We start from the raw sequence: 23,858 nt of genomic DNA on the forward strand, positions 1-23,858 counted from the left end.
TCCCCTTTAATGCAAAGAAATCTTCTTTTAACAGGAATTCTATTTTTTATTCTGAGCCTTACTGCTGTTGCTCAGGATAGATTAATCATTCCAGACACAGTGTTGATCAATGGAGACACCTTACTGATGCTTGGGGATTCGATTTTGGTCAATGAACCGGTCAAGGAGGTTTTCTGGAAAACCGGTGGAAATTATAATCTCAATATTCAACAAGTCACCCTCAGCAATTGGGCAGCAGGAGGAACAAGTTCATTTGCTCTAAATTCGGGTTTTGCATTGTTTGCTAACTACAAGAAAGACAACAAAGTTTGGGACACGCAACTAAATGTAAACTTGGGATTTAACCGTCAGGGGGAGCGGGATTTCGAAACGAGAAAATCCAACGACAACTTTGTTTTCGTCAGCAATTATGGACGGCAACTCTCCGATGTGATGTACTTGACTACACAGTTGGATGCAAGGACTCAGCTATTGGCAGGATTTAGATATTCCCGCCCACCAGGAAGTGAATTTGAAATACGGACTAAAATTTCGGACCTTCTTTCTCCGGGATACCTGCAATCTTCTACCGGTCTGAACTATAGGAAAACCTATAAAAACAAAAGCCGGTTTTCAGTTATCCTTTCTCCATTCACAGGCCGATTTACAATCGTTATGAATGACTCGCTCAGTCGGGTTGGCGCATTTGGTGTGACACCGGGAGAAAATGTACGGGCGGAAGCGGGGATGTCTTTTGCCGCAGGAGTGGCGGATTTTGTATTGATGGAAAATGTGACTTGGAAAGCTGATCTTAATCTCTTTTCCAACTATGAGCGATTTGGCAATCTGGTAGTAAATTTCAATTCGATCATTAGACTTAAGGTAAATAAATACATATCCACCCGTATTGAAACTGCACTGATTTACGATGAAGAGGTTTTTGTCAGGCAGGCTGATGGCACGTCAAAACAGGCTATTCAACTTCAAAATCTGATCAATTTTGGGATTTCTTTGGATTTTTAAAAATCTGCCTCCAATCCAAACTTTCGCTGAAGCTCTGCCAGTGCAGGATGTTTTTCCCTTAAATAATTGAATTTGTCAGTGTTGGTATAAAGTTTTGGGGCTCCGCTTTCTACCTCTTCTTTTACTTCCACAGTGATCAAAACGCGATCAGCACCTGTGAGTTGACGGATTAATCCGACCAACTCCGATTTCATTTTACCTGCAATTTCCTCCTGCATGTGCCCAACTACCTCGAGTACTACTTCTCCACCGGCAAGAACTCTGATTTCCTGATCCAGGATTGCCAACTCAAAATTCTTGTCACTTTTTTTGAAATGCTCACGAATTGACACAAAATGTGAATCGAACAGCTGTTGTGTCAAGGGGACTGAAGTCCCAATCGGCTTAACTTCTATTTTTTCCTGACTTTTACGTACGGCAGCTTCCTCTGTCAGTCTAGCTTTGTCATCCACCAATTTTTTGGTTTGGGATAGACTGGTTGGAATCGAAATAGTGGTCTTTAAAGGAGTCTTTTTAGCAGTTGAAAAATCAGCAGGAATTATGGCCTGAATTGATGCAGGTTCTGGATTTTCAGCCTCTTCTAGTTTACTCAGGCTTTTTTTTTTGCCTCAGCAATGGATAGTGTCGCCAGTCGAAAGGCTTGCGGAAGTTTTGCCATTTTCATTAGGGCCAATTCTACATGCAATCGCTGATTTTTACTGGCCTTATAATGGATATCACACTGGTTTGCCATGTTTAGTGCAGAAAGCAAAAAAGAAACGGAGGATTTTTGAGTTTGGAGGATGTACCTTTCCTTGGCGCTTTCAGATACTTGGAGTAGTTCTACTGTAGCCTCATCTTTGACAACCAGCAAATCCCTGAAGTGCTCGCTCAATCCCACTATGAAGTTGTGACCGTCAAAACCCTTCTTCAGGATTTCATCAAAAATCAAAAGTGTTGCGGACAGGTCCTCTGCCAACAATGCATCCACAACTTTAAAGTAATAGTCATAATCGAGAATGTTCAGGTTCTCGATAGTTTCTTTGTAGGTGACTTTTTTGCCGGCAGAATAGGTGACAATTAAGTCGAAAATAGAAAGCGCGTCCCGCAATGCACCATCCGCCTTGGTGGCTATCAGGCGCAGGGCTTCGTCTTCATAATCGACCTTTTCTTTCTCGGCAATCTCTCTCAAATGCTCGGCTATGTGCTTAATCTGAATTCGGTTGAAATCAAAAATTTGACAGCGAGATAGAATCGTGGGAATTATTTTATGCTTTTCCGTAGTCGCCAAAATGAAAATAGCATACTTCGGAGGCTCCTCCAAGGTCTTCAAAAAGGCATTGAAGGCAGCTGTCGAGAGCATGTGAACTTCGTCAATGATATAGACTTTGTATTGGCCCTTTTGAGGCGCATAACGAACCTGATCGACGAGGTTACGGATATCATCTACCGAGTTGTTGGAGGCGGCATCAAGCTCGTAAATATTGAAAGAAGCATTATTCTGGAAGGAAACGCAAGAATCACATTTGCCGCAAGCCTCGTTATTGGTGACATTTTCACAATTGATCGTCTTGGCAAGAATCCGAGCACAGGTGGTCTTGCCCACACCACGAGGTCCGCAAAAGAGAAATGCCTGTGCGAGGTGATTGTTTTTGATCGCATTCTGAAGCGTAGTGGTGATGTGCTGTTGCCCCACTACACTTTTGAAATCAGCCGGTCTGTATTTTCTTGCCGAGACGACGAAGTTTTCCATTGCTGCAAGATATAAAAAAGTGGATATTCCGACCGAGTGTAAAATGCCCTTTTCAAAAGTTTTTCGCTAAGGTTTTGATTTTTAGCAGGATTGTAAAATTGAAAAATCGGCAGGCTAAGATATTGAAAAATGGAGGTGGCCAAGTTGTATGATAAATATGTTGTCAGATTGAAATGGTTGCCTAGAGTCAGAAGCATTAACTCCATACCAAGCCCCGTATTTCGTAACTCGTACTTCGTAATTTCCCGGATTTGGAACCAAAATTGGATTACTTTTGTCATCTCAACAAAATGGGGCTGACCGGTTTTGACAGTAAGTGTAAAGATCGGGCTCGCATGCAGGCTGGAGTATGTACGGCCTTAAAAGATTCATACGAACGATAAATGGCGAAACTTCTTACGCCATGGCTGCTTAATCTAACCTCTTAGGATAGATCGCTTAAAGGGTTGAGTCACGAGAGTGATTCCCCAGCCACATCCCTCCGCCCCCCGTCCTTTCGGGGTGGATCAAGGGGTGTCGACTTGATCGGACTGCTGCCTGTGATGCTATTAAGCAGGCCTAAGACCAATAGCTAAGTCAGCGTGAGGTGTGTCATCCAGCATATTCTGATCGAAAAAACAACAGATGACTAAGCATGTAGACGGTACGGTGTTTCCTTATCTGGACGCGAGTTCGAATCTCGCCAGCTCCACAAAAAAGCCTCTCGGATGATTCTGAGAGGTTTTTTTTATTGATTTCAAGGATTTTACCTCCCTAAAATCCTCACCAGCTCTTCATTGACATAATACACCTCTTTGCCATCTTTTTTAGGCGAGAGAATTCCCGCATCTGACAGTTCAGCGAAGTATTTGGTCAGCGTGGTTCTAGAATTTACCTCCAACAATTCTCCCAAAAACTTGGCTTTCAGGTACGGTTGCGAAAAAATCAATTCATTGACTTCTTTGGAATACCACTTGATTTTGCTTTTCCCATAGTCAAGCGTGGCTTCCATTTGATTAAAAATCCCTTCTACCAATTCTTGTGTGAGGATCGACGTGTTTTCCACGGCATCCAACATGTAGAGAATCCAACTTTTCCAATCTCCCCGCTGGGTAACTCCAGCTAAGTGATAGTAATAGTCTTCCTTGTGAACTATGATATATTTTGAAAGGTAAAGAACAGGGACATTCAGCAACTTCTCCTGCACCAGATACAGTAGATTCAGAATACGACCTGTCCTCCCATTTCCGTCCGAAAATCGGTGAATGGCCTCAAATTGGTAGTGGGAAATGCACATTTTTAGTAGTGGATCTGTCGAGAACTGTTCGCTATCATTCAAATAGGTCAGCCAATTCATCATCAAATCTTGTAGTAGCTTTTCTCCTCTTGGAGGAGTATAAATAGTCTCTCCGGATCGAAATTCACTATTTCCCCTTTTTATAATCGTCTGAGAAGCCGGCGATCTGAATCCTGAATTGGTATTTTTGACCGCCTGAAAAATCCCCAAAACCACCTTCTGATCGATTCCCTGATTTTTTTTCATTTTGGCAAAGCCTTCCCACAAGGCTTCCCGATACCAAAGAACTTCTTTGGTGGCTGCGTCTGCTTTTTCCTCTTGAATCACATCAGACACGGCTTTGTACAATTCATCTTCGGTGGTAAAAATATTCTCAATTTCAGTTGAGGTTTTTGCCTCTTGCAAGGCAACGGTATTCACCAACATTGTCGGATTTGGCAATCGCAACACACTGGAATTTACCGAAGCCAAAGCTCGGGATGCGGTTACCAGTTTTTTCAAAATGACAACATCATCCTCTATCGCCTGGGAAGGTGGCAAAAGTGGCAAATCATTGAAAGGAACAGATCGATCGTAGGCCATAAAGCAATCATTTTATGTCCAAATTTAAGCATAAACTTGAACATATCAGAAAAATATGTTCATTTTTTAACATATAATGAACATGTTTGTAATTTATGTTCGCGAAATGGACACTTTTTGCCTATGTGTCCAGATTATTAAAAAAAAATGGACGCATCTTGAAAGGGTATCCAGATTAAACTGAAATTAAAACGTTAATCGGAGTTGTTCCTATCCAAGACTTTCCCCAATGCTTTTGGATTGAAACAAAGACATTTTATCCCTCATTATGAGTTATTCTGAGAGGTTTTTTGTTTTTCCAGAACAATATTTCAATAATTTTCAAATCCATTTATTCTCATTGCGTGTTACTTTCTAAATTCAGGCATATCCTTATGAAAAAACTACCTCTACTATTTTTTATCCTTTTAGGCTGCAATATTATTCCTCCTGAGCCCTCAGATTTTACTGTGGAAGAGGTAACAGTGGTAGGAGGACCTAATCAAAATCTCAAAGACAGTGTAGGACTTTTACTCGTGGTCAGAGGCCTTCCACCTACTAACAAATGGAATATGATTTGGGAAATCAATGGACAGGTGGTGTTTTCAGAAGAAGTAAGCGGCAAAGCCGGCACGGTCTCATCCCTCAAAAAATATAAAGGAAGTCAACCCGGAGAATATATTTTTAAGGGGTGTATCGTATCCAAGACCATGCGGATCTGTGACGATGAAACTTTTTTTCTTCGGTAAATAATCGAAAAACGATTATCCCGTAAAATACGCCTCCAGCTCGGCCATCATTTCGGATTTATCTCTGAGGTCCCGGATCACTTTTCCTTTCTCTAGAAGTACAATCCGCTCGCAGATGTCCGTGACATGATTGAGATCGTGGCTGGAAATCAAAAAGGTAATTCTGGAATTTTCTGTTTCCCGCAAAATCAGCTTCTTCAATCGAATCTGCGAACTCGGGTCGAGGTTTTCGAAGGGCTCATCCAACAGAACGACATCTGGATTTCCCATCAGAGCGGCAGCGATCCCAACTTTCTTCAGATTCCCTTTGGACAGATCGCGGATGTATTTCTTTTTGCCCAGCACCTCATCATTGAACAATTCGGTAAATCGGTCGAGGTGATTTTTAAGGTCTGCGACTGACATCCCATAGATCACTCGCAGAGTCTCAAAATACTCATCCGGCGTCAAATAGGCCAACAGCATGTGTTCGTCAAGATATGCACCGGTTTTAGTTTTCCAATCTTCGGTTTTGCTCACATCCTCGCCATTGATTTTGACATGGCCAGACGTGGCTCTGACCAGATCAAGAATTATACGAAATAGGGTGGTCTTTCCTGCCCCATTATTCCCCACCAGCCCAAAGCATTCCCCTTTAGGAATCTCCAAGGTAGCGACATCGAGGACGACAGCTTCTTTATATTGTTTTTTAAGTTGGCTAATTTGAATCATAATTCTTGACGGAATGAAGATGAAATTTCGTAACGGTTGGAGAGTACCCGATTGATATTGATTTGGGACAATGGCTTAAAGGCCATTAAGCCCAGTAAGCCAATTATACCCAAGGCAAGCAATCCTGCATAGTCATTAATGAAATAAGCGAAAGGCAAATAAACTGCATAAGGAGCCAAAAACATGGGAAGAATCATCAGAAATTGGGCCGCTCCTACTCCCTCATAATTAAACATTGCACCCTTGTTGAGATCCATGGGTTTAGGTTTCCAAAGGGAAAAGTAAATGATCAGATGCATCAAAATCCCTACGTTGAAGAAAAAACAGCATATGTGGAGCAACAAAAGCTGCCAGCCAAAAAATGTGTAGGGAATTGAGGCTAGGAGACAAAGAAAAGAAACTCCCATAAAAAGGAGGTATTTCCCTCTAACCAAGCCTTCGATGCCATGCTTTTTTGATATGAAAAAATCAAAATTCGCAGAATTCCAACTCAAAAAAAGCTGTGCGTATTGAAGCATGAAAATTCCCGTGATGAAAATCCCTACGAAAACAAACATCCAATGAATGCCTGTACCCTCTGTGGAGTATGCTGGATTTTTGTAAAAAATCAATCCGTAAAGTAAAAAGAACCCGGCAAGCATCAGATAAGTCCGACTCTTCTTATGTCGGATAATCAGTTTCCACTCTAAGTTTGCCAACTCACCGGCGAGACCAAATCTGGAGAAAAACCCAATAGACTGGTTGACAAAACGAACATCCTCTTCCTCAGACAAATCTTCCAAATAGGCATTGGAGACATAGAATTTAAAGCAGAGAAAATAGGCTCCTATCATCACCGCCAACATTCCAACCAATGGTATTGGGCTTACCAAGGAAAAGTCGAATACTGGCTTCATGATTTCTCCCAGATTAAACCAACCCATGTAGCTCGAGCCTGCGCCCAATACCAGGACAAGGAAAATGACAAATAACCCAATCAGGCTATCCTCAAATCGCTGCTTGAACCAAAGCATAAACCAATGAATGGTCCAACTTGTCAAGGTGATTGCCGCAAGCCAAGTCATGGCTCCCATTGCACCATATTGTGCACTGACCACTTCCACGGTAAATGGTAAATAAAGCAAAATCGCAATTATACTTAGCGGAGAAACAAAGGATCTCAACAAGAGCATTTGGATTATCTTTTTCTTCCCAATCGGAAGGTGCAGAAGACTTTCAAGTTCGATCACCGGGAGCTTTTGGATAAAATAGCGATAGAGAAACTCTGCAAGGAAAAAGTAAATCATAAAACTGTTGATCAGTGCAATATGATCATCTCCGGGTGCAGCTATATCCAGAATAGATTTGAGTAAAATCCCCAAACCAAGGACATATCCCAAGAGGACTAACATCAAAAATCCGAGTAGGATATTTGTCAATAAGCTTTTTGCAAAGGAAGTCGAGCGCAAACTCTTTAAATATTGTAATCGGATAAGTGTAAAAAACATATGTTTGAGTTTAAATAGATATTCTTACTTGCTGCAAAGTATGCTTAAACCTTGAAATATTTTTGAAGATTTACGCCCAAAAAAGGATAAATGAAGATTATGATACAGGAGTTAGGATTTTTCGAAGCAGTAAATCAAAGGCGATCAGTTCGGATTTTTGACCAAAATGAGCCTTTTGATCGTGATATCGTCAGGAAATGTCTTGAGGCCGCCATACTTTCTCCCAACAGTTCTAATCTTCAACTGTATAACTTTATCCGGGTGCCGGAAAATTCTCCCTTGAAGGATTCCCTTTCCAGCCTGTGCATGAATCAAAAAGCGGCTACTACAGCACGAGAGCTTATCGTAGTGGTGACCCGCCGAGACCTTTGGAAATCGCGGGCAAAGGCTAATTACAAATACATCAAAGGAATCTACGAGGGGAAACCTGACAAAAAATCGAAGCAAGCGCTGAGCTATTATGGGGTACTTATTCCCAAGCTTTATGGAAAATATCCTGGTTGGTCTTTACTGAAAAAAATCATCGCTTGGTGGATTGGAATGAAAAAACCGATGGTCAGGGAAGTCGGGGAGACTGATGTCAGAATATCTGTTCATAAAAGTGCTGCACTTGCAGCTATGACTTTCATGCTGGGAATGAAGGCGGCTGGATATGACACCTGTCCGATGGAGGGAATTGACTCCAAACGCATCAAAAAACTTCTGGATCTACCTGATCCATCCGAAATTTGCATGGTGATCGGCTGTGGAAAAGGTTTACCTGAGGGCACCTATGGGGCGCGGTTCAGAATACCTTATCAAGAATTAGTCTTTGAAAAATAAATTGAAGAACTCCAAAATTTTTGAACTTGGAGCCCTACTCAGGATTGGAGTTTAAAATTTATTATTTCCCGTAGTCATCATTGATTTCCAGCCAATACCCATCCGGATCTTGGATGTAAATCTGCTTGATTCCATCGACCCGATTAGTCACTTCTCCTTTGACGCCCGCCCAACTTTCGAAAGGGTAACTTTTAGCATTCATATTTTCTATGAATCCCTTCATATCCGGAATACTAAAGCAGAGATGATTCACTTTAGATACTGTCTTGGGGATATTTGGTGCTTCGATCAAATGTAGCGCAGCCCCTCCACCGATGTCATACCAGGCATGTAAGCCGTCTTTGAAAGGCTCTTCAATTTCTTGGAGTGCCAAGACATCTTGATAGAAGGACATGCTCTTTTTCAGGTCGGAAACATGGACGGCAATATGGTTGACTTTGATCTGTGCAAAGGAGCTCATGGCAAGAAAGAATAATGAAATTGTAAGCAAGCTTTTCATAGACTTTTGGGTTTATGCATTTAATGATAGGCCTTTTTCTCCAAAATGAAAAAGCCAACCCGAAATGGATTGGTTTCTGGAATTTAATTTTAAGTGAAAATTATTCTACTCCTTCGACTTTCAGATTGGTTGCCATCGAAATTCGATCCGCTTCACCAAAAAGATTCATCGCCTGAACATAGACTTCGTTGATATCATTGATCACTTTATAGAAGGCATTATCATCGTAGATTTGCCGACCAAGGTGAGCTTTCACTAAGATCCTCAGGTATTCTTTTGACTTGTTAAATCCCTTGGAATCAAATTCAACTTTATTCTTTTTACCATATTCTACCAATTCCATCAACATCGCATCACTTACCTTATAATCGGTATAATACTTGTCCAAGCTCATTTGAGCGAAATCAGCCTTATTTTTTGTGACAAAATCAAGGATAAACTCACGGGAGGAATCGGTATTAAACAGTCTGTTGACATAAGGACTGTTCATGGTCGTGTCCAAGGCCACAAAATAATCCGGCATAATGCCGCCGCCGCCATAAACTGTCCGTCCTTTTTTGGTTTCGAATTTTAGGCTGTCATTAAATTTGATACTGTCGGCGGAGAAAAACTCCCCGTGCTCATACCGCTTAAGAAGATCTGTTTCATACGCTCCATAATTTGAGTCATAAGGTTTTTGAATGGATCTTCCTGAGGGTGTAAAATACCTCGCGATGGTCAATCTCAATTCTGCTCCGTCTGACAAATCAATCGGCATTTGAACCAAGCCTTTTCCAAAAGATCTTCTTCCTACAATCAGGCCACGATCATTATCCTGTATGGCTCCGGCTAAAATTTCCGATGCTGAAGCCGAACCTTCATTAATTAAAACAATGACAGATCCCTCTTCAAACATGCCCGGCTTAAAGGCATATGCCTTTTGGCTATATTGACTCACTTTACCTACCTGAGAAACGATCAAGTCCCGATCTCCAAGTAATTCGTCTGCCATATTAATGGCAGCACCCATGTATCCACCGGGATTTCCCTGGAGATCTATGATCAGCTTTTTCATCCCCTTACCCTGCAATAGCGCCAGCGAGGTTTTGAATTCCTCATAGGTCGTTGCTGCAAATCGGGTTACTTTGATGTAACCGATCTCGTTATTGATCATGTAGGACGCATTGATACTGTATTGCGGGATTTTATCCCGTGTGATTTCGTACGGTATCAGACTGGGTTGATTTTTACGTTTGATCTCCACCAATACTTTTGAGCCTCTTGGACCTCTCAGATAGTCAAACACATCCCGGTTAGTGATTCCAATTCCAGCGACATTTTTACCATCCACACTGATGATTTGATCACCCGACTGGATACCAAGCGCCTCAGACGGTCCCCCTGTTAACGGAGCGACGACATAAATCGTGTCTCGGATAATTCCAAATTCTACTCCGATCCCGTCAAATTCACCCTCTAATTGAGATTGAGCCAATGAAGCATCCCTTGCCGGAATATAGCTGGAGTGGGGGTCGAGATTTTCAAGCATTTTGGTGATACCAAATTCCACCAATTCATTCGTGTTGACACTATCCACATAGTCACGATTGATATAGGTCATGATTTCTTGGAGCTTGTACAATGCCGCCCGAAGATCATTTTGGTTGCCTTTAGGTTCAGCAAAAGTTGCTCCGATCCAGATCCCCGCAGAGATGGCTAAGGCAAGTATGATTGGAAGACGGATTTGTGATTTTGTGTTTTTGGTCTCGCTCACTATTTCTCGATTTTTATTCAATAACTCAAACTACAGCAAAATGATCTTGCGAAATGCAGATTTTAGATAAAATTAACGATTGTTTATACGACAGGTCTAGATAAAGGTCAGATTAATTCCCTTTTTTTCGTTCAAAAAAAATTATTTTTGTGCAATGTACTTGAATCGGGATTTCGAAAAGACTTCAGTGGGGGAATTAGTTTCTGAAAACTACGTTCTTGCAGCTGTTTTACACTATTTCGGAATCAGTTTTTATCAGTACCCTACAGATTCGCTTGAGAAAGTTTGTAAAAAACATAAAGTCGAGCCTAGAGTTCTGATCGCCGAATTGGAATCTTGGGCAAAACGAAAAGACCCTACCCCGGAAGAACTCTACCTGAACCCAATCGAACTTCTGGTCGCCTACTTAAAAAAGAAGCACTACTACTTTGTCCGCCAAGAACTCCCTTTTCTTTCCAATCTCATTTCTGGCATTAAGCCGGAACAGGAATTTGGAGCCTTGCTAGCCGACTTGAAAATTATGTTTCCACTTTTTGTCGACGACTTTATTCATCACATCCATGAAGAAGAAAGTCGTCTCTTCAAGCGAATTGAGCTTCTTCAGGATATAGAAGATGGCCATTTTAAAATACAGGACGCGTTGACGATTTTGGAAAAAGACCCCATTCACATGCTAGCTGACCAGCATGAAATCCATGATGACGAAATGGAAGGAATCCGCCGTCTGACCAAAGACTATGTATTGGAAGAAAATGCACCCTTGACGATGAAAGTCCTATTCCATGAACTTCAAAACTTCGAGCGGGAACTTTCTATTCATGCTAAAATCGAAGATGAATTACTATTTCCAAAAGCCGTTGAATTAGAAAAAGAAGCACTTCGGAGAATCCGAAAGAAAATCCAGACCAACTGATGCCAAGAGTCCTTGCTATAGATCTTGGAACTAAGCGCACTGGATTGGCTGTTACCGATCCATTGAAAATTCTAGCCAATCCCTTGGAAACAATCGAGACTGGTCAACTGATGAACTATCTCAAAGCTTACTGTGTAAAGGAAGAAGTTGAGGCATTTGTCCTCGGTCTTCCCATCCGTCTCAACGGTCAGGACAATGAGATGACTCCACGAGTAATGAAACTGAAAGAAGAACTGGAAAAAGTTTTTCCGGAAAAAAAAATAGTCCTAGTGGATGAGCGTTTCACTTCCAAAATGGCCATGCAAAGTATGATTGCCATGGGCAGCAAAAAGAAAGACCGAATCGAAAAAGCCGGCAATCTGGACAAAGTATCAGCAGCAATTATCTTACAATCCTATCTCGAAAGACAATGATTTACCCTATAGTTGCTTACGGCAATCCCATCCTGAAAAAAGAAGCGGAAGAAATTGCTGAAGGCACAGATATTAAAGCCCTGATCAATGACATGTACGCGACCATGGATTTTGCAAATGGCGTCGGACTGGCTGCTCCGCAGATCAATCAAGGTGTTCGCCTTTTTGTCATTGACAGCACCTTGATGCTGGACGAAAAAGATGAAGAAAAAGGAATACGAAGAGCCTTTATTAACCCGATTATTCTGGATGAATATGGGGATGACTACAGCTTCGAGGAAGGATGTCTGAGTATTCCCGAAGTCCGCGCAGAAATCATTCGACCAGATAAATTGACCATCGAGTATTACGATGAAAATTGGAATCTCAAGGAAGAAGAGTTCTCAGGAATGACTGCAAGAGTTATCCAACATGAATACGACCATTTGGAAGGGATACTTTTTATCGACTATCTGAAAGGACTGAAAAAACGACTGATTCAATCCAAGCTCATTGACGTCAGTAAAGGAAAAATTTCCACAGATTACCGAATGATCTATCCGTTGAGATAATGGAAAAAATCCCAGAAATCCGCATTGCCTTAGTCCAGACCGACTTGCACTGGGAAGACAAAACCGCCAATCTGGCCATGCTGGAGGAGAAAATCTGGGGATTAAAAGGCAACGCTGATCTAATCATCCTTCCGGAAATGTTCCCTACCGGATTTAGCATGGACGCTTCAAAACTGGCAGAACCGATGAATCTGACTGTTTGCAAATGGATGAAACAACTCGCGGCGCAAACTCAGGCTACGCTTACAGGCAGTGCGATTATTTCCGAAGGAGGAAAGTTTTTTAACCGGCTGCTTTGGGTAAATCCGGAGGGAATCGTGGAGCATTATGACAAGCGGCACCTGTTCCGAATGGCCAAGGAGGAGGAAACATTTTCTGCCGGAAAAAAACTACCGGTGTTCTCGCTCAAAGGCTGGAAATTTTGCCCTCAGGTTTGTTATGATTTGAGATTTCCAGTTTGGTCAAGAAATGGTTGGGATCAGGGAAACGCTGGGTATGACATTCTTTTTTTCGTCGCCTCTTGGCCCGCTTCCCGAGTTTCGGCATGGGATGCTCTTTTGCCGGCTCGGGCTATTGAAAACTTATCCTTTTCCATTGGAGTGAATCGAGTAGGCATCGATGGGAAGTGGATTACATACAATGGACATTCGGCTGCTTATAATTTTAAGGGGGAGAAAATTCTAGATTTAGCAGAAAAAGAAGAAATTCAAATTGTTTCGTTTTCAGCCAACGAGTTGGAGGTGTACCGCTCCAAATTTCCGGCATGGAGAGATGCGGATTCCTTTCAAATCCTCTAGATCAGAAAATAATTAACACCGAACCTTTCCTTAAGCGGAATTTGAAACAAACCTAATTTTCGTATTTTAGGCCCATAAATTTCGATCCTGTTATCACTTTTCACCTGATGGCTGTCCAGCCAAACCTCCAAAAAGCGAAACAGGCCAATCCTTTTTAGCATTCCATAAACTATGAGTAACCAAACTCCAAAAATCCTCTACACGCTGACCGATGAGGCTCCAGCCTTAGCGACGTATTCGCTACTGCCTATTGTTCAAGCATTCACCAAATCCGCCGGAGTTCAGGTGGAGACCCGTGACATTTCTCTTTCAGGAAGAATTATCGCGACTTTTCCAGAATACCTAAAACCAGAGCAGCAAATCAAAGACGATCTTGCTGAACTGGGGAAAATCGCAACCACTCCCGAGGCTAACATTGTAAAACTGCCAAATATTTCGGCTTCTGTCCCTCAGTTGAAAGCTGCAATCAAGGAGCTTAAATCCCAAGGATTTGCACTTCCTGACTATCCCGAAGAGCCAAAAACGGAAGAAGAAAAAAATATTAAAACCAAATATGACAAGATCAAAGGCTCTGCTGTAAATCCTGTCCTTCGCGAGGGAAATTCCGACCGACGGGCACCTTTGGCTGTAAAAAACTACGCCAGACAGCATCCCCATTCTATGGGTAAGTGGTCTGCAGATTCCAAAACACACGTGGATAGCATGACAGAGGGGGATTTTTATGGCAGCGAGAAATCACTGACCATAGCTTCTGCCACTTCGGTCAACATAGAGTTGGTTGGTGAAGATGGAAAAAAAGAGACTTTAAAAGCCGGATTAAAGCTAATGGAGGGTGAAGTAGTCGATGCTGCTACGCTAAGTGTCTCTGCTTTAAAAGCTTTCTTTAAAAAAGCCAAAGCTGATGCCAAATCTAAAGGTGTTCTCTTTTCACTGCACTTAAAAGCTACCATGATGAAGGTTTCAGATCCGATCATTTTTGGTCATGCGGTGAAGGTGTTTTTTGAGCCGGTGTTTGAAAAACATGGTGAAACGTTCGATTCCCTTGGTGTGGACGTGAACAACGGTTTTGGTGATCTTTTAGCCAATCTGGAAAAGCTACCAGCCGAGAAAAAAGCGGATATTCTCGCAGATATCGAGGCTTGCTATGCAGAAAGCCCCGATGTGGCGATGGTGAATTCTGACAGAGGAATCACTAACCTTCACGTCCCAAGCGATGTAATCATCGATGCATCCATGCCTGCTATGATCCGTACTTCCGGTCAAATGTGGAATAAGGCCGGCAAACTGCAAGACACTAAAGCGGTGATTCCTGACAGATCGTATGCCGGAGTTTATCAGGCGACGATTGACTTTTGCAAAGACAACGGAGCCTTCAATCCCGCCACGATGGGGAGTGTGCCCAATGTTGGCTTGATGGCCCAAAAGGCGGAAGAATATGGTTCGCATGACAAAACCTTTGAGGTTCCTTTCTCCGGAACTGTAAAAGTAATTGATGACAAAGGAACTGTTTTGCTTTCACACCAAGTGGAAGCAGGTGATATCTGGAGAATGTGCCAGACCAAAGACGCTCCAATTCAGGATTGGGTAAAATTAGCTGTATCAAGAGCAAGACTTTCGAATACTCCGGCTGTTTTCTGGCTAGACCCACAGCGTGCACACGATGCCGAATTGATCAATAAAGTGAATCAATATTTGCCAAATCATGACACGACAGGCTTGGAGATTCACATCATGCCTCCAGTGGAAGCGACCATTTTCTCCTGCCAGCGCATCAAAGAAGGAAAAGATACCATTTCCGTAACCGGAAATGTATTGAGAGATTATTTGACGGATTTGTTCCCGATTTTGGAAGTTGGAACTTCTGCTAAAATGCTTTCCATCGTGCCACTCATGAATGGAGGAGGCTTATTCGAAACGGGTGCGGGCGGTTCTGCACCGAAGCATGTGGAACAATTTACCGAGGAAGGTCATTTGAGATGGGATTCGTTGGGTGAATTTTTGGCACTTGCAGTGTCCCTAGAACATTTAGGTCAGACATTCAATAATCCCGAAGCACTATTACTAGGAGAAACCCTTGATAAGGCAACCGGAAAATGGCTGGAAAATGACAAGTCACCGGCACGGGTGGTAGGCAAATTAGACAATCGAGGCGGACACTTTTACCTTGCATTATACTGGGCAGAGGCATTGGCCGCACAGAATAAAGATGCAGGACTACGCTCGAAATTTGCCCCAATAGCGAAAGCTTTGGAAGAAAATGAGGCCAAGATTGTAGAGGAGTACAATAGTTCTCAAGGTAAACCGGTGGATATCGGGGGGTACTTCAGACCAGATGTATCCAAAACCTCCATTGCCATGCGGCCCAGTAAGACCTTCAACGAAATCCTAACTTCCTTAATTTAATCAACTATAGGCCGGGTCTATCTGATCCGGCTTTTTTATTACCCTTCCTCAAAGCTTACTTCATTTTTCCTGAGAAACTCTTTGATCACCGAAACGTGAATGCATTCTCCTAAATGGATAAATGCATAATCATTTACTTTTTTGACTTTACCATGGGCAATCACTTCTTTCTCTTCGATATCAAACCCCAAATGCAAATGCTTTGTACGGCTTTGCATTCCTACTATTCTACCTTCCGGATCAAATAAAGGACCACCACTTTGGCCCCGAAGACCCGGTGTGCTCATCTCTATTCCATATACTTTTCCGGCTTTATCTCCCAAAAATCGAGTCAGCATCCCTTCAATGGGAAAGCGGGGAGATCTGGGTTGACCAATTTTTGTCCACTCCAAGGTGTCTTTTTCTGTATTCAGTTGAAAGTTGGAAAACTCAGGAAATGGAAACCCCAATCGACAGAGCATCGCACCTGGCTGAGCACTTTGATCTTCTTTTAAAAAGAGTGGATTCCCGGAAATAGAAACCTTTTGAAATCCTTCAAATTTCAAAACTGCAAGGTCATATTCGGGATGAAGGAAAAAACGAATGTTGGAAATATGATCCACACAATCGACAAAGGTCACTTTCATCTCAGCAGTTTTTGACTCATCCAAGCCCATTCTTTTAGCCAAAGCCTTCTTTTGCCCAGTATTTAAGTTTTTGGATTCATTCTGATATTGCTCATATTTTTTATTGATGGCGTCAGCTTGGGTAAGCCATTGAGCGACATGCTTGCAGGTCAAGGCCCATCCTTCCTGATTTACAAAAAAAAGTGTAGCAGCTCCCCGCTCGACTTTGGTGCTTCCGAAATTTCTTGAAATGGAATGAATTGCACGAGTAAATCCGGCAACTCGCTGTATGGCATTTACAAACATGGGCTAGTGTTATTTTATTTTTAAACTCTTCTTTATTTCCCAAAGAATCAACTTTCAAATTGATTCTAAAAATATTTTAGCACGAAATCGATTGAAATTATCCAAATAGCATTTGGATCTGTAACCACCTGCAAGAAGTTTGGGCTAACCGTTTATTTGTAATAACTTAGCCAAAAGTCAGGATATTTTAGCCAAACGTGGCTTCCGGACCAAGTTTGTGAAATCAAACCTATATTCAAAATCAACAATACTTATGAGCAAAATTAAAGTAGGAATCAACGGATTCGGAAGAATCGGACGACTCGCCTTTCGCGTAGCGCAAGAAAGGGAAGACATGCAAGTAGTTGCTATCAATGACTTGATCGATGTAGACTACATGGCATATATGCTAAAATATGACTCAACTCACGGTCAGTTTAAAGGAACAGTAGAAGTAAAAGATGGATCCTTAATCGTGAATGGAAATAAAATCCGAGTAACTGCAGAAAAAAGTCCTGCTGCCCTAAAGTGGGGTGAAGTTGGAGCCGATTACGTGATCGAGTGCACGGGAATTTTTCTTACAAAAGAGACTGCTCAGGGTCATATTGATGCAGGTGCTAAAAAAGTAATCATGTCTGCCCCATCTAAAGACGATACACCGATGTTTGTAATGGGTGTAAATGAAAGCTCATACACTTCTGATATGGTGTTCGTATCCAACGCGTCTTGCACGACCAACTGTTTGGCTCCGATCGCCAAGGTGTTAAATGACAACTGGGGCATCGAAGAAGGACTGATGACTACCGTTCACGCGACTACAGCCACTCAAAAGACAGTGGATGGTCCATCTGCCAAAGATTGGAGAGGCGGACGTGGAGCCAGTCAAAATATCATTCCATCCTCTACCGGTGCCGCTAAAGCGGTGGGCAAGGTAATCCCTGAATTGAACGGGAAATTGACCGGTATGGCATTCCGCGTGCCGACCCCTAACGTCTCTGTCGTTGATTTGACGGTGAGACTGAAAAAGCCGGCAAAATATGCTGAAATCTGCGCTAAAATGAAGGAAGTGTCTGAGACTACCATGAAAGGTGTTTTGGGATATACCGAAGATGAGGTCGTTTCTACTGATTTCCTTGGAGATTCCAGAACCTCTATTTTTGATGCGGGAGCAGGAATTCAACTGTCCGACACATTTGTCAAAGTTGTGTCTTGGTATGACAACGAATGGGGTTATTCCAACAAAGTAATAGAGCTTCTCGCTTACATCGCGAATAAATAAATTAAAAAGCCTCGAAGAGATTCGGGGCTTTTTTGCTGCAGAAGGATTGAAATCGGCAACCAAATAGTTGTTGGTAAGTTACCATCTAAAAGATCCAACATGTACCTCCCTTTTTTTCCACTCAAACTCATTGCCTTCCCGGGCGAAGAATTAAACCTTCACATCTTCGAGCCAAGGTATCAGGAACTCCTAGCTGATGTAGAAGAGAATAAAACAAGTTTTGGTATTTGTGTTTTTACCAATCAACTGAGTGGTTATGGGACTGAAGTCATGTTGGAAAAAATAAACAAGCGCTATGATGATGGTCGATTGGATATTCAGACGAGAGGATTGAGAGCATTCAAAATTTTAACCTTTGACAATCCAATGCGCGGTAAACTCTATTCGGGAGGAAAAGTGGACTTTCTCAAGGACGACCCAAAGATTACAGATGTACAGCATCATGAGTTTATTTTTTACCTGAAGGAGATGCTTCACCTGCTGAATTTTGAAGTGGAATTTGACCATCTTTTGGTCAATTCCTTCACTTTTGCCCATAAGGTTGGATTGCGATTGGAAGAAGAACTAGAACTTCTTCAAATGGAATCAGAAAGTGAAAGGACGAATTTTTTAATAAATCACTTCAAGCGAATGATCCCAGTAATAAAAGCAGTGGAAAGCGCTAAAGAAAAAATTAAGTTAAATGGACACCACAGGTATTTAGACCCCTTGAATTTTTAATGTAAAATAAGAAAAGCAGACCATTTCTAGTCTGCTTTAGTGATCCCGCTGGGATTCGAACCCAGGACCCATACATTAAAAGTGTATTGCTCTACCAGCTGAGCTACAGAATCATATTTTAATTAAACAAAAAAGCGGAACGAATTCCGCTCATTTCTTTTGTGATCCGCTTAGGATTCGAACCTAAGACCTACTGCTTAGAAGGCAGTTGCTCTATCCAGCTGAGCTAGCGGACCAGGATAACTACTTCTAGTTATTAATTAAGTCGGGGTGGCAGGATTCGAACCTACGACCTCCACATCCCAAATGTGGCGCGATACCGGGCTACGCTACACCCCGAAGACTTTTTTTTCTTACTTACTTCCAACCAGTTTGTTAACTCACTGAGAATTTTAACTCCTTGCGAATTAAAATTGTGATCCCGCTGGGATTCGAACCCAGGACCCATACATTAAAAGTGTATTGCTCTACCAGCTGAGCTACAGAATCATTTATTTTACAAATTGAAAACTTCTTTTAGCTTTCTTAAATCTTCCAAATTGACTAATCAGACTTGCTTTTTGCTAGATCAATGCCGTAATTGGACTGCAAATTTATGACTCTGAATTCTAAATGCCAAGCCTCAATTCAATCTTTCTGACAAAACTTTCCATATTTTTTTTCGTGCTCCTGCAAAGTATTCATTGTCAGGCCAATGTACCGCAACTTTTGGTCGCAGATTCTTTGTTCGCACAGAGAAGTTATAAAGAAGCGCTGGAAATTTATCAAACAAACTACCAATTGGGTATCTATTCACCTTCGATGTTACTCAAAATGGCATTTATCACGGAGGGAATCGGAGATAAAGAAAACGCTACGCTTTACCTCAGCAAGTTCTATGACCTCAGCCCCAATCCACAAACCATAACAAAAATAAAGAGCTTAACGGGACAAACCGAATTGATAGGATACGAAGTGAGTGACGGAATGAGATTCGTACTTTTTCTTGTGGAGTTCAAGGAAATAATCGTCGGTGCATTAACCTTGATTTTGATTATTTCTTTGATATTCCTCTGGTCAAAAGGGAACAAACTGACAGAAGCCAGATTTTATTGGCCATCCGTTCTGTTGATAACTTTGATTTTTGCTACCAACAATTTTCTGAAGGCTCAAAATGCAGCTTTAGTAACAAAAAGTCCGACATTAATTGTTTCTAAACCAAGTGCCGGAGGCGAATTGGTTGATTTGGTAGAACCAGGACATCGCGTAAAAATCAAATCATCCAAGGACATCTGGTATGAGGTAGAATGGAAAGAAAAGATTGCATACATCCGCAAAGACAACGTGACTAGACTTTAAACTTCCGATTCAAACAAGAAGAAAACTAAAAAGCCTCGAGAATCTCGAGGCTTTTGGCGTTATAAGTTTTTGATTTGAAGATTTCGGTAGTGGACTACATCTCCATGATCTTGGAGCGCTATTTTCCCCTTTTTGTACTTCCCGAATCCAGGCATATCCTTGAACTTGCTTTTCGCAATCAAAGCCTCCCATTCAGGTGTCCAAAGTGACGTAGACACGATAGTTACTCCATTGAGGACCAGATCTAGTTTGGCTTGATTGACTATGATCTCAGCCTGATTCCATTCGCCGACAGGCTTTACTGTTTCCTGACTGCTTACGATCAAATCGTAAAGATCACCTGCGCGGTGGCTAATGATTTTGGCATCAGGATGTCCATTGTTATCCAAAACCTGCATTTCAGGTCCTGTTTGCCACGGATATTGATATTCCGGAGATTCGTGGACTAAGAAGATTACTCCACTGTTTCCGTTTGGTGCAATTTTCCATTCATACTTAAAGTGGAAATTTTCAAACTCTTCATTTGTAATAATGTCACCACCATCACCGGTCTGCCAGCCATCTTTATTGGCAGCGTCAAGAAAAAGTGCTCCATTTTCAATCTTCCAGGCCTTTCCTACTTCACCTCCTCCATATTTTGACCACCCGTTAAATGTCTGGCCATCGAATAGTGATATCCATTCCTCGGTAGGTGCTCCCATCGCTACAGAATCCGCACTCGAGGATTCTTCAGATTTAGGTGCGGAACAGGCGGCAAGAAGTCCTGCCGCTGCCCACATTGCCAAATAGCTCTTCCTCATGGGTTATTTCTTAAGGAGAAGAACGTATCGAACCATATCTTTCGCGTCTTCTTCACTTAGTCCCGGATGCGCTGGCATTGGAACTTCTCCCCAAACGCCGACTCCGCCTTGAATTACTTTTGTTGCAAGCATAGTCACGTATGCTTCGGTATTTTCGTACTTCTCTGCTACCTCTGCGTAAGAAGGTCCTACAATTTTCCGTGCTACCATATGACAAGAAGTACAGTCTGAGGCTTTTACCTTTTCCAATCCTTTGATATAAATCGGATCATTTTGGTATTTTTCTTCCAGACTCATTTCTTTTGCTGGTGCAGCTGCAACAGGCTCCGCAGTTGTTTCGGCTGCCTTCTCTCCTCCTCCACATGCAAAGGTCAACCCGGCCAATGCAATCAGTCCCACGTTCAATAAATTGTTGATTTTCATTTTTAAGTAGTTGTTTTAATTTAATCAGATTCCCAATACTTTTTTGTTGAATGCTTCATCAGCTCCAGTTCCCGCAAAATCATCAAACGCCTTTTCGGTTACTCTTATGATATGACTTTCGATGAAAGGTGCTCCTTCTGCCGCACCTTGTTCAGGATGCTTGATTGCACACTCCCACTCTAAGACTGCCCATCCGCTGTAATCATACTGCGAAAGTTTGCTAAATATACCAGCAAAATCAACCTGTCCATCACCAAGGGAACGGAATCTTCCGGCACGTTCCACCCAACCCTGAAACCCACCATATACGCCCTGCTTTCCGGTGGGGTTAAACTCAGCGTCTTTTACATGGAACATTTTGATCCGGTCGTGATAGAAATCAATAAACTGGAGGTAATCCAAACATTGAAGCACAAAATGGCTTGGGTCATAAAGGATATTTGCCCGCTTGTGCCCGCCTACTTTTTCAAGAAACATCTCGAATGTAATGCCATCATGTAAATCTTCACCTGGGTGAAGTTCATAGCAAACGTCTACCCCATAAGAGTCGAATTCATTCAAAATCGGCAGCCATCTTTTTGCCAATTCTGTAAAACCTGTCTCAACCAATCCCGCAGGTCGTTGTGGCCAAGGATACACCGTATGCCACATTAATGCACCTGAGAATGTCGCATGTGCTGTTAAACCGAGGTTTGCAGAAGCTTTAGCAGCATATTTTAACTGCTGAGTGGCCCATGCTGATTTTCCTTTCAGGTCACCTTTTAAATTCGCAGGAGCAAAACCGTCGAATAGCTCGTTGTAGGCAGGATGTACGGCCACAAGCTGACCTTGCAAATGGGTTGAAAGTTCAGAAATTTCCATTCCTGCATCTTCCACGACTCCTTTAATTTCGTCCGCGTAAGTTTTGCTTTCGGCTGCTTTTTGGAGGTCAATTAACCTACCGTCCCAGCTTGGAATCTGTACTGCCTTGTAGCCCAAATCAGCCATGTAATTGCTGATATTTTTCAAATTGTTAAAAGGGGCCTTGTCATCGGCAAATTGAGCCAAAAAGATTGCCGGACCTTTGATAGTTTTCATGTGTTTATAATTTGATTTTGAATTGTCATATGGAATCTCGCTTAGTTGATAATCTCATGGCGATGAGAATCATCCTTCATGCTCGATTTCATGTGTTTATATTTTGTTTTTTAATTGCCACATGGAATCTCGCATGGTCGATAATCATCCCAGTGTGTGACTTTATAGTCATGCTCGATTTCATCTGTTTATAATTTGATTTTTATTTGGCACATGGAATGCCCTAAATAATCATTCCCCTGTGTGAGATTCTTTCTCATGGGCATTTCATATGATTATAATTTGTTTTTAATGGCCATATGGAATCTCGCTTAGTTGATAATCTCATAACGATGAGAATCATCCTTCATGCTCGATTTCATAGGATTTATTGGGTTTGAGTTTTAAGCAAGAATTATTTCTCTACTATAAATGGCGTCCATTTCAAGTCGGACTTAGTGCTTTGTAATACATGATCGATAAAGGCCATTCCCCGAATGCCATCCTCGATTCCCGGATAATCTTCCCACTCCCACTTAGGTTTTTCTCCTGCTCGGTCCGCATAAATACATCTGGCAAAATTGCGGTAAAGATTTGCAAATGCCTCAATGTACCCTTCCGGATGTCCTGCCGGAGTTCGGGTGTTTTCTTGGGCAAGAGAGCCTAAATATCCTGTGCCTGCTCTATAAATTCTTGCAGGCTCATTAGGAAAACGAACGGTCAGGGAATTATTGAGCTCTTGCTCCCATTCCAAACCGCCTTTTTCTCCATAAACCCGAACTTTGAGGTTGTTTTCGCAGCCTGTATCGGTCTGAGAAGCCATTAGAACACCTGAAGCGCCATTTTCAAATCGAAGCAAAACCACTCCGTCATCATCGATCGGTCTTCCTTCAATCTTGATGTAAAGGTCCGCGCACACTTGCGATACTTTTTCACCGGTGATATACTCTGCCATGTGAAAAGCATGGGTTCCAATATCACCCATGCACCCAGCCAAGCCATTTCTGGCAGGATCTGTTCGCCATTCTGCTTGTTTATTATTTTCCGTTTCCAAAAGCTTATATAACCAACCCTGAGGGTATTCGACATAGACTTTTCGGACTTTTCCGATTTCTCCATTAGCGATCATCTGCTTTGCTTGCTTGATCATCGGATAACCGGAATAAGTATGCGTGAGTAAAAACCGCGGGGTTGCGTTTTTAACAATATGATAGAGCGCTTTGGCTTCTTGATAATTCAAGGTCAAAGGTTTGTCCAGAGCGACATGAAAACCATATTTCAAGGCTTTTACGGTCGGATCAAAATGCACATTGTTTGGGGTGACAATCGCAACCACGTCCATCCGCTCTCCTTCAGGAAGCTTGGATTCTTTTTCGTACATCTCATCATAGGATACATATACTCTGGAAGGATCGAGCATGAGCTCCTCACCACGTTGTTTGGATTTGGCCGGATTGGAGCTGAAAGCACCACAAACGAGATCAAACATCCCATCCATCAAAGCGCCATTGAGGTGGATCGCTCCGATAAAGGACCCCGGTCCTCCGCCTACAAGTCCGAGTTTCAGTTTTTTAGCTGTTGACATTGGTCAAAAGATTAGTTTATTAGGTTATTTTGAGTTGGAAATAATTTCTAAATGGGAATTTCGAGGTTCCTCAGCGCTGGAAAGCCAGAATATGACAA

At 42.1% G+C, this 23,858-nt stretch carries 23 protein-coding genes, 4 tRNA genes and 1 other RNA gene; 12 read left to right on the forward strand and 16 right to left on the reverse strand.

What is annotated here, in order from left to right:
• The first annotated feature begins 9 nt into the window (after positions 1-9).
• Entirely contained in the window at positions 10-1,002 is a 993-nt protein-coding gene (locus tag Q8M62_RS03035; RefSeq protein WP_304899196.1) for a DUF3078 domain-containing protein, read from the forward strand.
• Here Q8M62_RS03035 and Q8M62_RS03040 read toward each other — a convergent pair.
• The gene (locus Q8M62_RS03040; protein ID WP_304899197.1) at positions 999-1,454 is read right to left on the reverse strand and encodes a hypothetical protein; all 456 of its coding nucleotides are present in this window, start codon (positions 1,452-1,454) and stop codon (positions 999-1,001) included. The two genes, Q8M62_RS03035 and Q8M62_RS03040, sit on opposite strands and share 4 nt — an antisense overlap.
• A gap of 137 nt (positions 1,455-1,591) precedes the next feature.
• The gene (locus Q8M62_RS03045) at positions 1,592-2,734 is read right to left on the reverse strand and encodes a DNA polymerase III subunit gamma/tau (RefSeq protein WP_304899198.1); all 1,143 of its coding nucleotides are present in this window, start codon (positions 2,732-2,734) and stop codon (positions 1,592-1,594) included.
• 292 nt (positions 2,735-3,026) lie between these two features.
• On the opposite strand from Q8M62_RS03045, the gene ssrA reads away from it, so the two are divergent.
• Positions 3,027-3,428: a transfer-messenger RNA gene (gene ssrA / locus Q8M62_RS03050) on the forward strand.
• A gap of 51 nt (positions 3,429-3,479) precedes the next feature.
• On the opposite strand, the gene Q8M62_RS03055 is transcribed toward ssrA, so the two are convergent.
• Entirely contained in the window at positions 3,480-4,592 is a 1,113-nt protein-coding gene (locus Q8M62_RS03055) for a Fic family protein (RefSeq protein ID WP_304899199.1), read from the reverse strand.
• A 374-nt stretch (positions 4,593-4,966) separates the two neighbouring features.
• Here Q8M62_RS03055 and Q8M62_RS03060 point away from each other — a divergent pair, with 374 nt between their 5' ends.
• The gene (locus Q8M62_RS03060) at positions 4,967-5,320 is read left to right on the forward strand and encodes a hypothetical protein (protein ID WP_092728940.1); all 354 of its coding nucleotides are present in this window, start codon (positions 4,967-4,969) and stop codon (positions 5,318-5,320) included.
• A 15-nt stretch (positions 5,321-5,335) separates the two neighbouring features.
• Here Q8M62_RS03060 and Q8M62_RS03065 read toward each other — a convergent pair whose 3' ends face one another.
• Both Q8M62_RS03065 and Q8M62_RS03070 read right to left on the reverse strand, forming a co-directional pair.
• Positions 5,336-6,031, reverse strand: coding sequence for an ABC transporter ATP-binding protein (locus Q8M62_RS03065; RefSeq protein ID WP_304899200.1), 696 nt, complete (start codon positions 6,029-6,031; stop codon positions 5,336-5,338).
• Positions 6,028-7,518, reverse strand: a complete 1,491-nt coding sequence (locus Q8M62_RS03070; protein WP_304899201.1) for a DUF5687 family protein — start codon at positions 7,516-7,518, stop codon at positions 6,028-6,030. The genes Q8M62_RS03065 and Q8M62_RS03070 overlap by 4 nt, the downstream gene beginning before the upstream one ends.
• A 90-nt stretch (positions 7,519-7,608) precedes the next feature.
• Between Q8M62_RS03070 and Q8M62_RS03075 the strand changes: the two genes are divergently transcribed.
• Entirely contained in the window at positions 7,609-8,340 is a 732-nt protein-coding gene (locus tag Q8M62_RS03075) for a nitroreductase family protein (RefSeq protein ID WP_304899202.1), read from the forward strand.
• A 61-nt stretch (positions 8,341-8,401) separates the two neighbouring features.
• Here the strand turns inward: Q8M62_RS03075 and Q8M62_RS03080 are convergent, their stop codons facing one another.
• Both Q8M62_RS03080 and Q8M62_RS03085 read right to left on the reverse strand, forming a co-directional pair.
• The gene (locus Q8M62_RS03080) at positions 8,402-8,839 is read right to left on the reverse strand and encodes a VOC family protein (protein WP_304899203.1); all 438 of its coding nucleotides are present in this window, start codon (positions 8,837-8,839) and stop codon (positions 8,402-8,404) included.
• Positions 8,840-8,939: 100 nt separating this feature from the next.
• Positions 8,940-10,592 (reverse strand): S41 family peptidase, encoded by a 1,653-nt coding sequence (locus Q8M62_RS03085; RefSeq protein WP_304899204.1) that lies wholly within the window; start codon positions 10,590-10,592, stop codon positions 8,940-8,942.
• Positions 10,593-10,746: 154 nt separating this feature from the next.
• On the opposite strand from Q8M62_RS03085, the gene Q8M62_RS03090 reads away from it, so the two are divergent.
• The 5 genes from Q8M62_RS03090 (at position 10,747) to Q8M62_RS03110 (ending at position 15,669) form a co-directional block, all read left to right on the forward strand.
• Positions 10,747-11,505, forward strand: coding sequence for a hemerythrin HHE cation-binding protein (locus tag Q8M62_RS03090; RefSeq protein ID WP_304899205.1), 759 nt, complete (start codon positions 10,747-10,749; stop codon positions 11,503-11,505).
• Positions 11,505-11,918 (forward strand): Holliday junction resolvase RuvX, encoded by a 414-nt coding sequence (ruvX, locus tag Q8M62_RS03095; protein ID WP_304899206.1) that lies wholly within the window; start codon positions 11,505-11,507, stop codon positions 11,916-11,918. The genes Q8M62_RS03090 and ruvX overlap by 1 nt, the downstream gene beginning before the upstream one ends.
• On the forward strand, positions 11,915-12,469 hold the full coding sequence (gene def, locus Q8M62_RS03100; RefSeq protein WP_092728946.1) for a peptide deformylase: 555 nt from the start codon (positions 11,915-11,917) through the stop codon (positions 12,467-12,469). Before ruvX ends, def begins: the two co-directional genes overlap by 4 nt.
• Entirely contained in the window at positions 12,469-13,266 is a 798-nt protein-coding gene (locus tag Q8M62_RS03105; protein WP_304899207.1) for an amidohydrolase, read from the forward strand. Before def ends, Q8M62_RS03105 begins: the two co-directional genes overlap by 1 nt.
• A gap of 171 nt (positions 13,267-13,437) precedes the next feature.
• Positions 13,438-15,669 carry an NADP-dependent isocitrate dehydrogenase gene (locus Q8M62_RS03110; RefSeq protein WP_304899208.1) on the forward strand — a complete coding sequence of 744 codons (2,232 nt, stop codon included), beginning with the start codon at positions 13,438-13,440 and terminating at the stop codon, positions 15,667-15,669.
• Between the two features lie 38 nt (positions 15,670-15,707).
• On the opposite strand, the gene Q8M62_RS03115 is transcribed toward Q8M62_RS03110, so the two are convergent.
• Positions 15,708-16,580 (reverse strand): serine protease, encoded by an 873-nt coding sequence (locus Q8M62_RS03115; protein WP_304899209.1) that lies wholly within the window; start codon positions 16,578-16,580, stop codon positions 15,708-15,710.
• Between the two features lie 253 nt (positions 16,581-16,833).
• Here Q8M62_RS03115 and gap point away from each other — a divergent pair, with 253 nt between their 5' ends.
• Complete coding sequence (gene gap / locus Q8M62_RS03120; RefSeq protein WP_304899210.1) at positions 16,834-17,838, forward strand: type I glyceraldehyde-3-phosphate dehydrogenase; 1,005 nt, start codon at positions 16,834-16,836, stop codon at positions 17,836-17,838.
• A 99-nt stretch (positions 17,839-17,937) separates the two neighbouring features.
• Positions 17,938-18,558: an LON peptidase substrate-binding domain-containing protein gene (locus Q8M62_RS03125; protein ID WP_304899211.1), complete on the forward strand. Its 621-nt coding sequence runs from the start codon at positions 17,938-17,940 to the stop codon at positions 18,556-18,558.
• 40 nt (positions 18,559-18,598) lie between these two features.
• On the opposite strand, the gene Q8M62_RS03130 is transcribed toward Q8M62_RS03125, so the two are convergent.
• From Q8M62_RS03130 to Q8M62_RS03145, 4 genes are all read right to left on the reverse strand, one after another.
• Positions 18,599-18,671 (reverse strand) — tRNA-Lys (locus Q8M62_RS03130).
• A 49-nt stretch (positions 18,672-18,720) separates the two neighbouring features.
• Positions 18,721-18,794 (reverse strand) — tRNA-Arg (locus Q8M62_RS03135).
• Between the two features lie 29 nt (positions 18,795-18,823).
• A tRNA-Pro gene (locus tag Q8M62_RS03140) sits at positions 18,824-18,897 on the reverse strand.
• A 77-nt stretch (positions 18,898-18,974) separates the two neighbouring features.
• A tRNA-Lys gene (locus tag Q8M62_RS03145) sits at positions 18,975-19,047 on the reverse strand.
• 312 nt (positions 19,048-19,359) lie between these two features.
• Between Q8M62_RS03145 and Q8M62_RS03150 the strand changes: the two genes are divergently transcribed.
• The gene (locus Q8M62_RS03150; RefSeq protein ID WP_245693183.1) at positions 19,360-19,896 is read left to right on the forward strand and encodes an SH3 domain-containing protein; all 537 of its coding nucleotides are present in this window, start codon (positions 19,360-19,362) and stop codon (positions 19,894-19,896) included.
• 59 nt (positions 19,897-19,955) lie between these two features.
• Here Q8M62_RS03150 and Q8M62_RS03155 read toward each other — a convergent pair whose 3' ends face one another.
• The 4 genes from Q8M62_RS03155 to Q8M62_RS03170 form a co-directional block, all read right to left on the reverse strand.
• Positions 19,956-20,696, reverse strand: coding sequence for a DUF1080 domain-containing protein (locus tag Q8M62_RS03155; protein ID WP_304899212.1), 741 nt, complete (start codon positions 20,694-20,696; stop codon positions 19,956-19,958).
• A gap of 3 nt (positions 20,697-20,699) precedes the next feature.
• Positions 20,700-21,119 (reverse strand): c-type cytochrome, encoded by a 420-nt coding sequence (locus tag Q8M62_RS03160; RefSeq protein WP_304899213.1) that lies wholly within the window; start codon positions 21,117-21,119, stop codon positions 20,700-20,702.
• A gap of 24 nt (positions 21,120-21,143) precedes the next feature.
• The gene (locus tag Q8M62_RS03165; protein WP_304899214.1) at positions 21,144-22,196 is read right to left on the reverse strand and encodes a sugar phosphate isomerase/epimerase; all 1,053 of its coding nucleotides are present in this window, start codon (positions 22,194-22,196) and stop codon (positions 21,144-21,146) included.
• Between the two features lie 394 nt (positions 22,197-22,590).
• Complete coding sequence (locus Q8M62_RS03170) at positions 22,591-23,760, reverse strand: Gfo/Idh/MocA family protein (RefSeq protein WP_304899215.1); 1,170 nt, start codon at positions 23,758-23,760, stop codon at positions 22,591-22,593.
• Between the last annotated feature and the right edge of the window lie 98 nt (positions 23,761-23,858).

Source organism: Algoriphagus sp. (genome assembly GCF_030694375.1).
Lineage (GTDB): Bacteria > Bacteroidota > Bacteroidia > Cytophagales > Cyclobacteriaceae > Algoriphagus.

Bases quoted from the DNA above. Each gene is read 5' to 3' on its own strand.
- Q8M62_RS03035 (WP_304899196.1), top strand. From the start codon at position 10: ATGCAAAGAAATCTTCTTTTAACAGGAATTCTATTTTTTATTCTGAGC.
- Q8M62_RS03045 (WP_304899198.1), bottom strand. From the start codon at position 2,734: ATGGAAAACTTCGTCGTCTCGGCAAGAAAATACAGACCGGCTGATTTC.
- Q8M62_RS03055 (WP_304899199.1), bottom strand. From the start codon at position 4,592: ATGGCCTACGATCGATCTGTTCCTTTCAATGATTTGCCACTTTTGCCA.
- Q8M62_RS03060 (WP_092728940.1), top strand. From the start codon at position 4,967: ATGAAAAAACTACCTCTACTATTTTTTATCCTTTTAGGCTGCAATATT.
- Q8M62_RS03065 (WP_304899200.1), bottom strand. From the start codon at position 6,031: ATGATTCAAATTAGCCAACTTAAAAAACAATATAAAGAAGCTGTCGTC.
- Q8M62_RS03070 (WP_304899201.1), bottom strand. From the start codon at position 7,518: ATGTTTTTTACACTTATCCGATTACAATATTTAAAGAGTTTGCGCTCG.
- Q8M62_RS03075 (WP_304899202.1), top strand. From the start codon at position 7,609: ATGAAGATTATGATACAGGAGTTAGGATTTTTCGAAGCAGTAAATCAA.
- Q8M62_RS03080 (WP_304899203.1), bottom strand. From the start codon at position 8,839: ATGAAAAGCTTGCTTACAATTTCATTATTCTTTCTTGCCATGAGCTCC.
- Q8M62_RS03090 (WP_304899205.1), top strand. From the start codon at position 10,747: ATGTACTTGAATCGGGATTTCGAAAAGACTTCAGTGGGGGAATTAGTT.
- ruvX (WP_304899206.1), top strand. From the start codon at position 11,505: ATGCCAAGAGTCCTTGCTATAGATCTTGGAACTAAGCGCACTGGATTG.
- def (WP_092728946.1), top strand. From the start codon at position 11,915: ATGATTTACCCTATAGTTGCTTACGGCAATCCCATCCTGAAAAAAGAA.
- Q8M62_RS03105 (WP_304899207.1), top strand. From the start codon at position 12,469: ATGGAAAAAATCCCAGAAATCCGCATTGCCTTAGTCCAGACCGACTTG.
- Q8M62_RS03110 (WP_304899208.1), top strand. From the start codon at position 13,438: ATGAGTAACCAAACTCCAAAAATCCTCTACACGCTGACCGATGAGGCT.
- Q8M62_RS03115 (WP_304899209.1), bottom strand. From the start codon at position 16,580: ATGTTTGTAAATGCCATACAGCGAGTTGCCGGATTTACTCGTGCAATT.
- gap (WP_304899210.1), top strand. From the start codon at position 16,834: ATGAGCAAAATTAAAGTAGGAATCAACGGATTCGGAAGAATCGGACGA.
- Q8M62_RS03125 (WP_304899211.1), top strand. From the start codon at position 17,938: ATGTACCTCCCTTTTTTTCCACTCAAACTCATTGCCTTCCCGGGCGAA.
- Q8M62_RS03150 (WP_245693183.1), top strand. From the start codon at position 19,360: ATGTTACTCAAAATGGCATTTATCACGGAGGGAATCGGAGATAAAGAA.
- Q8M62_RS03155 (WP_304899212.1), bottom strand. From the start codon at position 20,696: ATGAGGAAGAGCTATTTGGCAATGTGGGCAGCGGCAGGACTTCTTGCC.
- Q8M62_RS03160 (WP_304899213.1), bottom strand. From the start codon at position 21,119: ATGAAAATCAACAATTTATTGAACGTGGGACTGATTGCATTGGCCGGG.
- Q8M62_RS03165 (WP_304899214.1), bottom strand. From the start codon at position 22,196: ATGAAAACTATCAAAGGTCCGGCAATCTTTTTGGCTCAATTTGCCGAT.
- Q8M62_RS03170 (WP_304899215.1), bottom strand. From the start codon at position 23,760: ATGTCAACAGCTAAAAAACTGAAACTCGGACTTGTAGGCGGAGGACCG.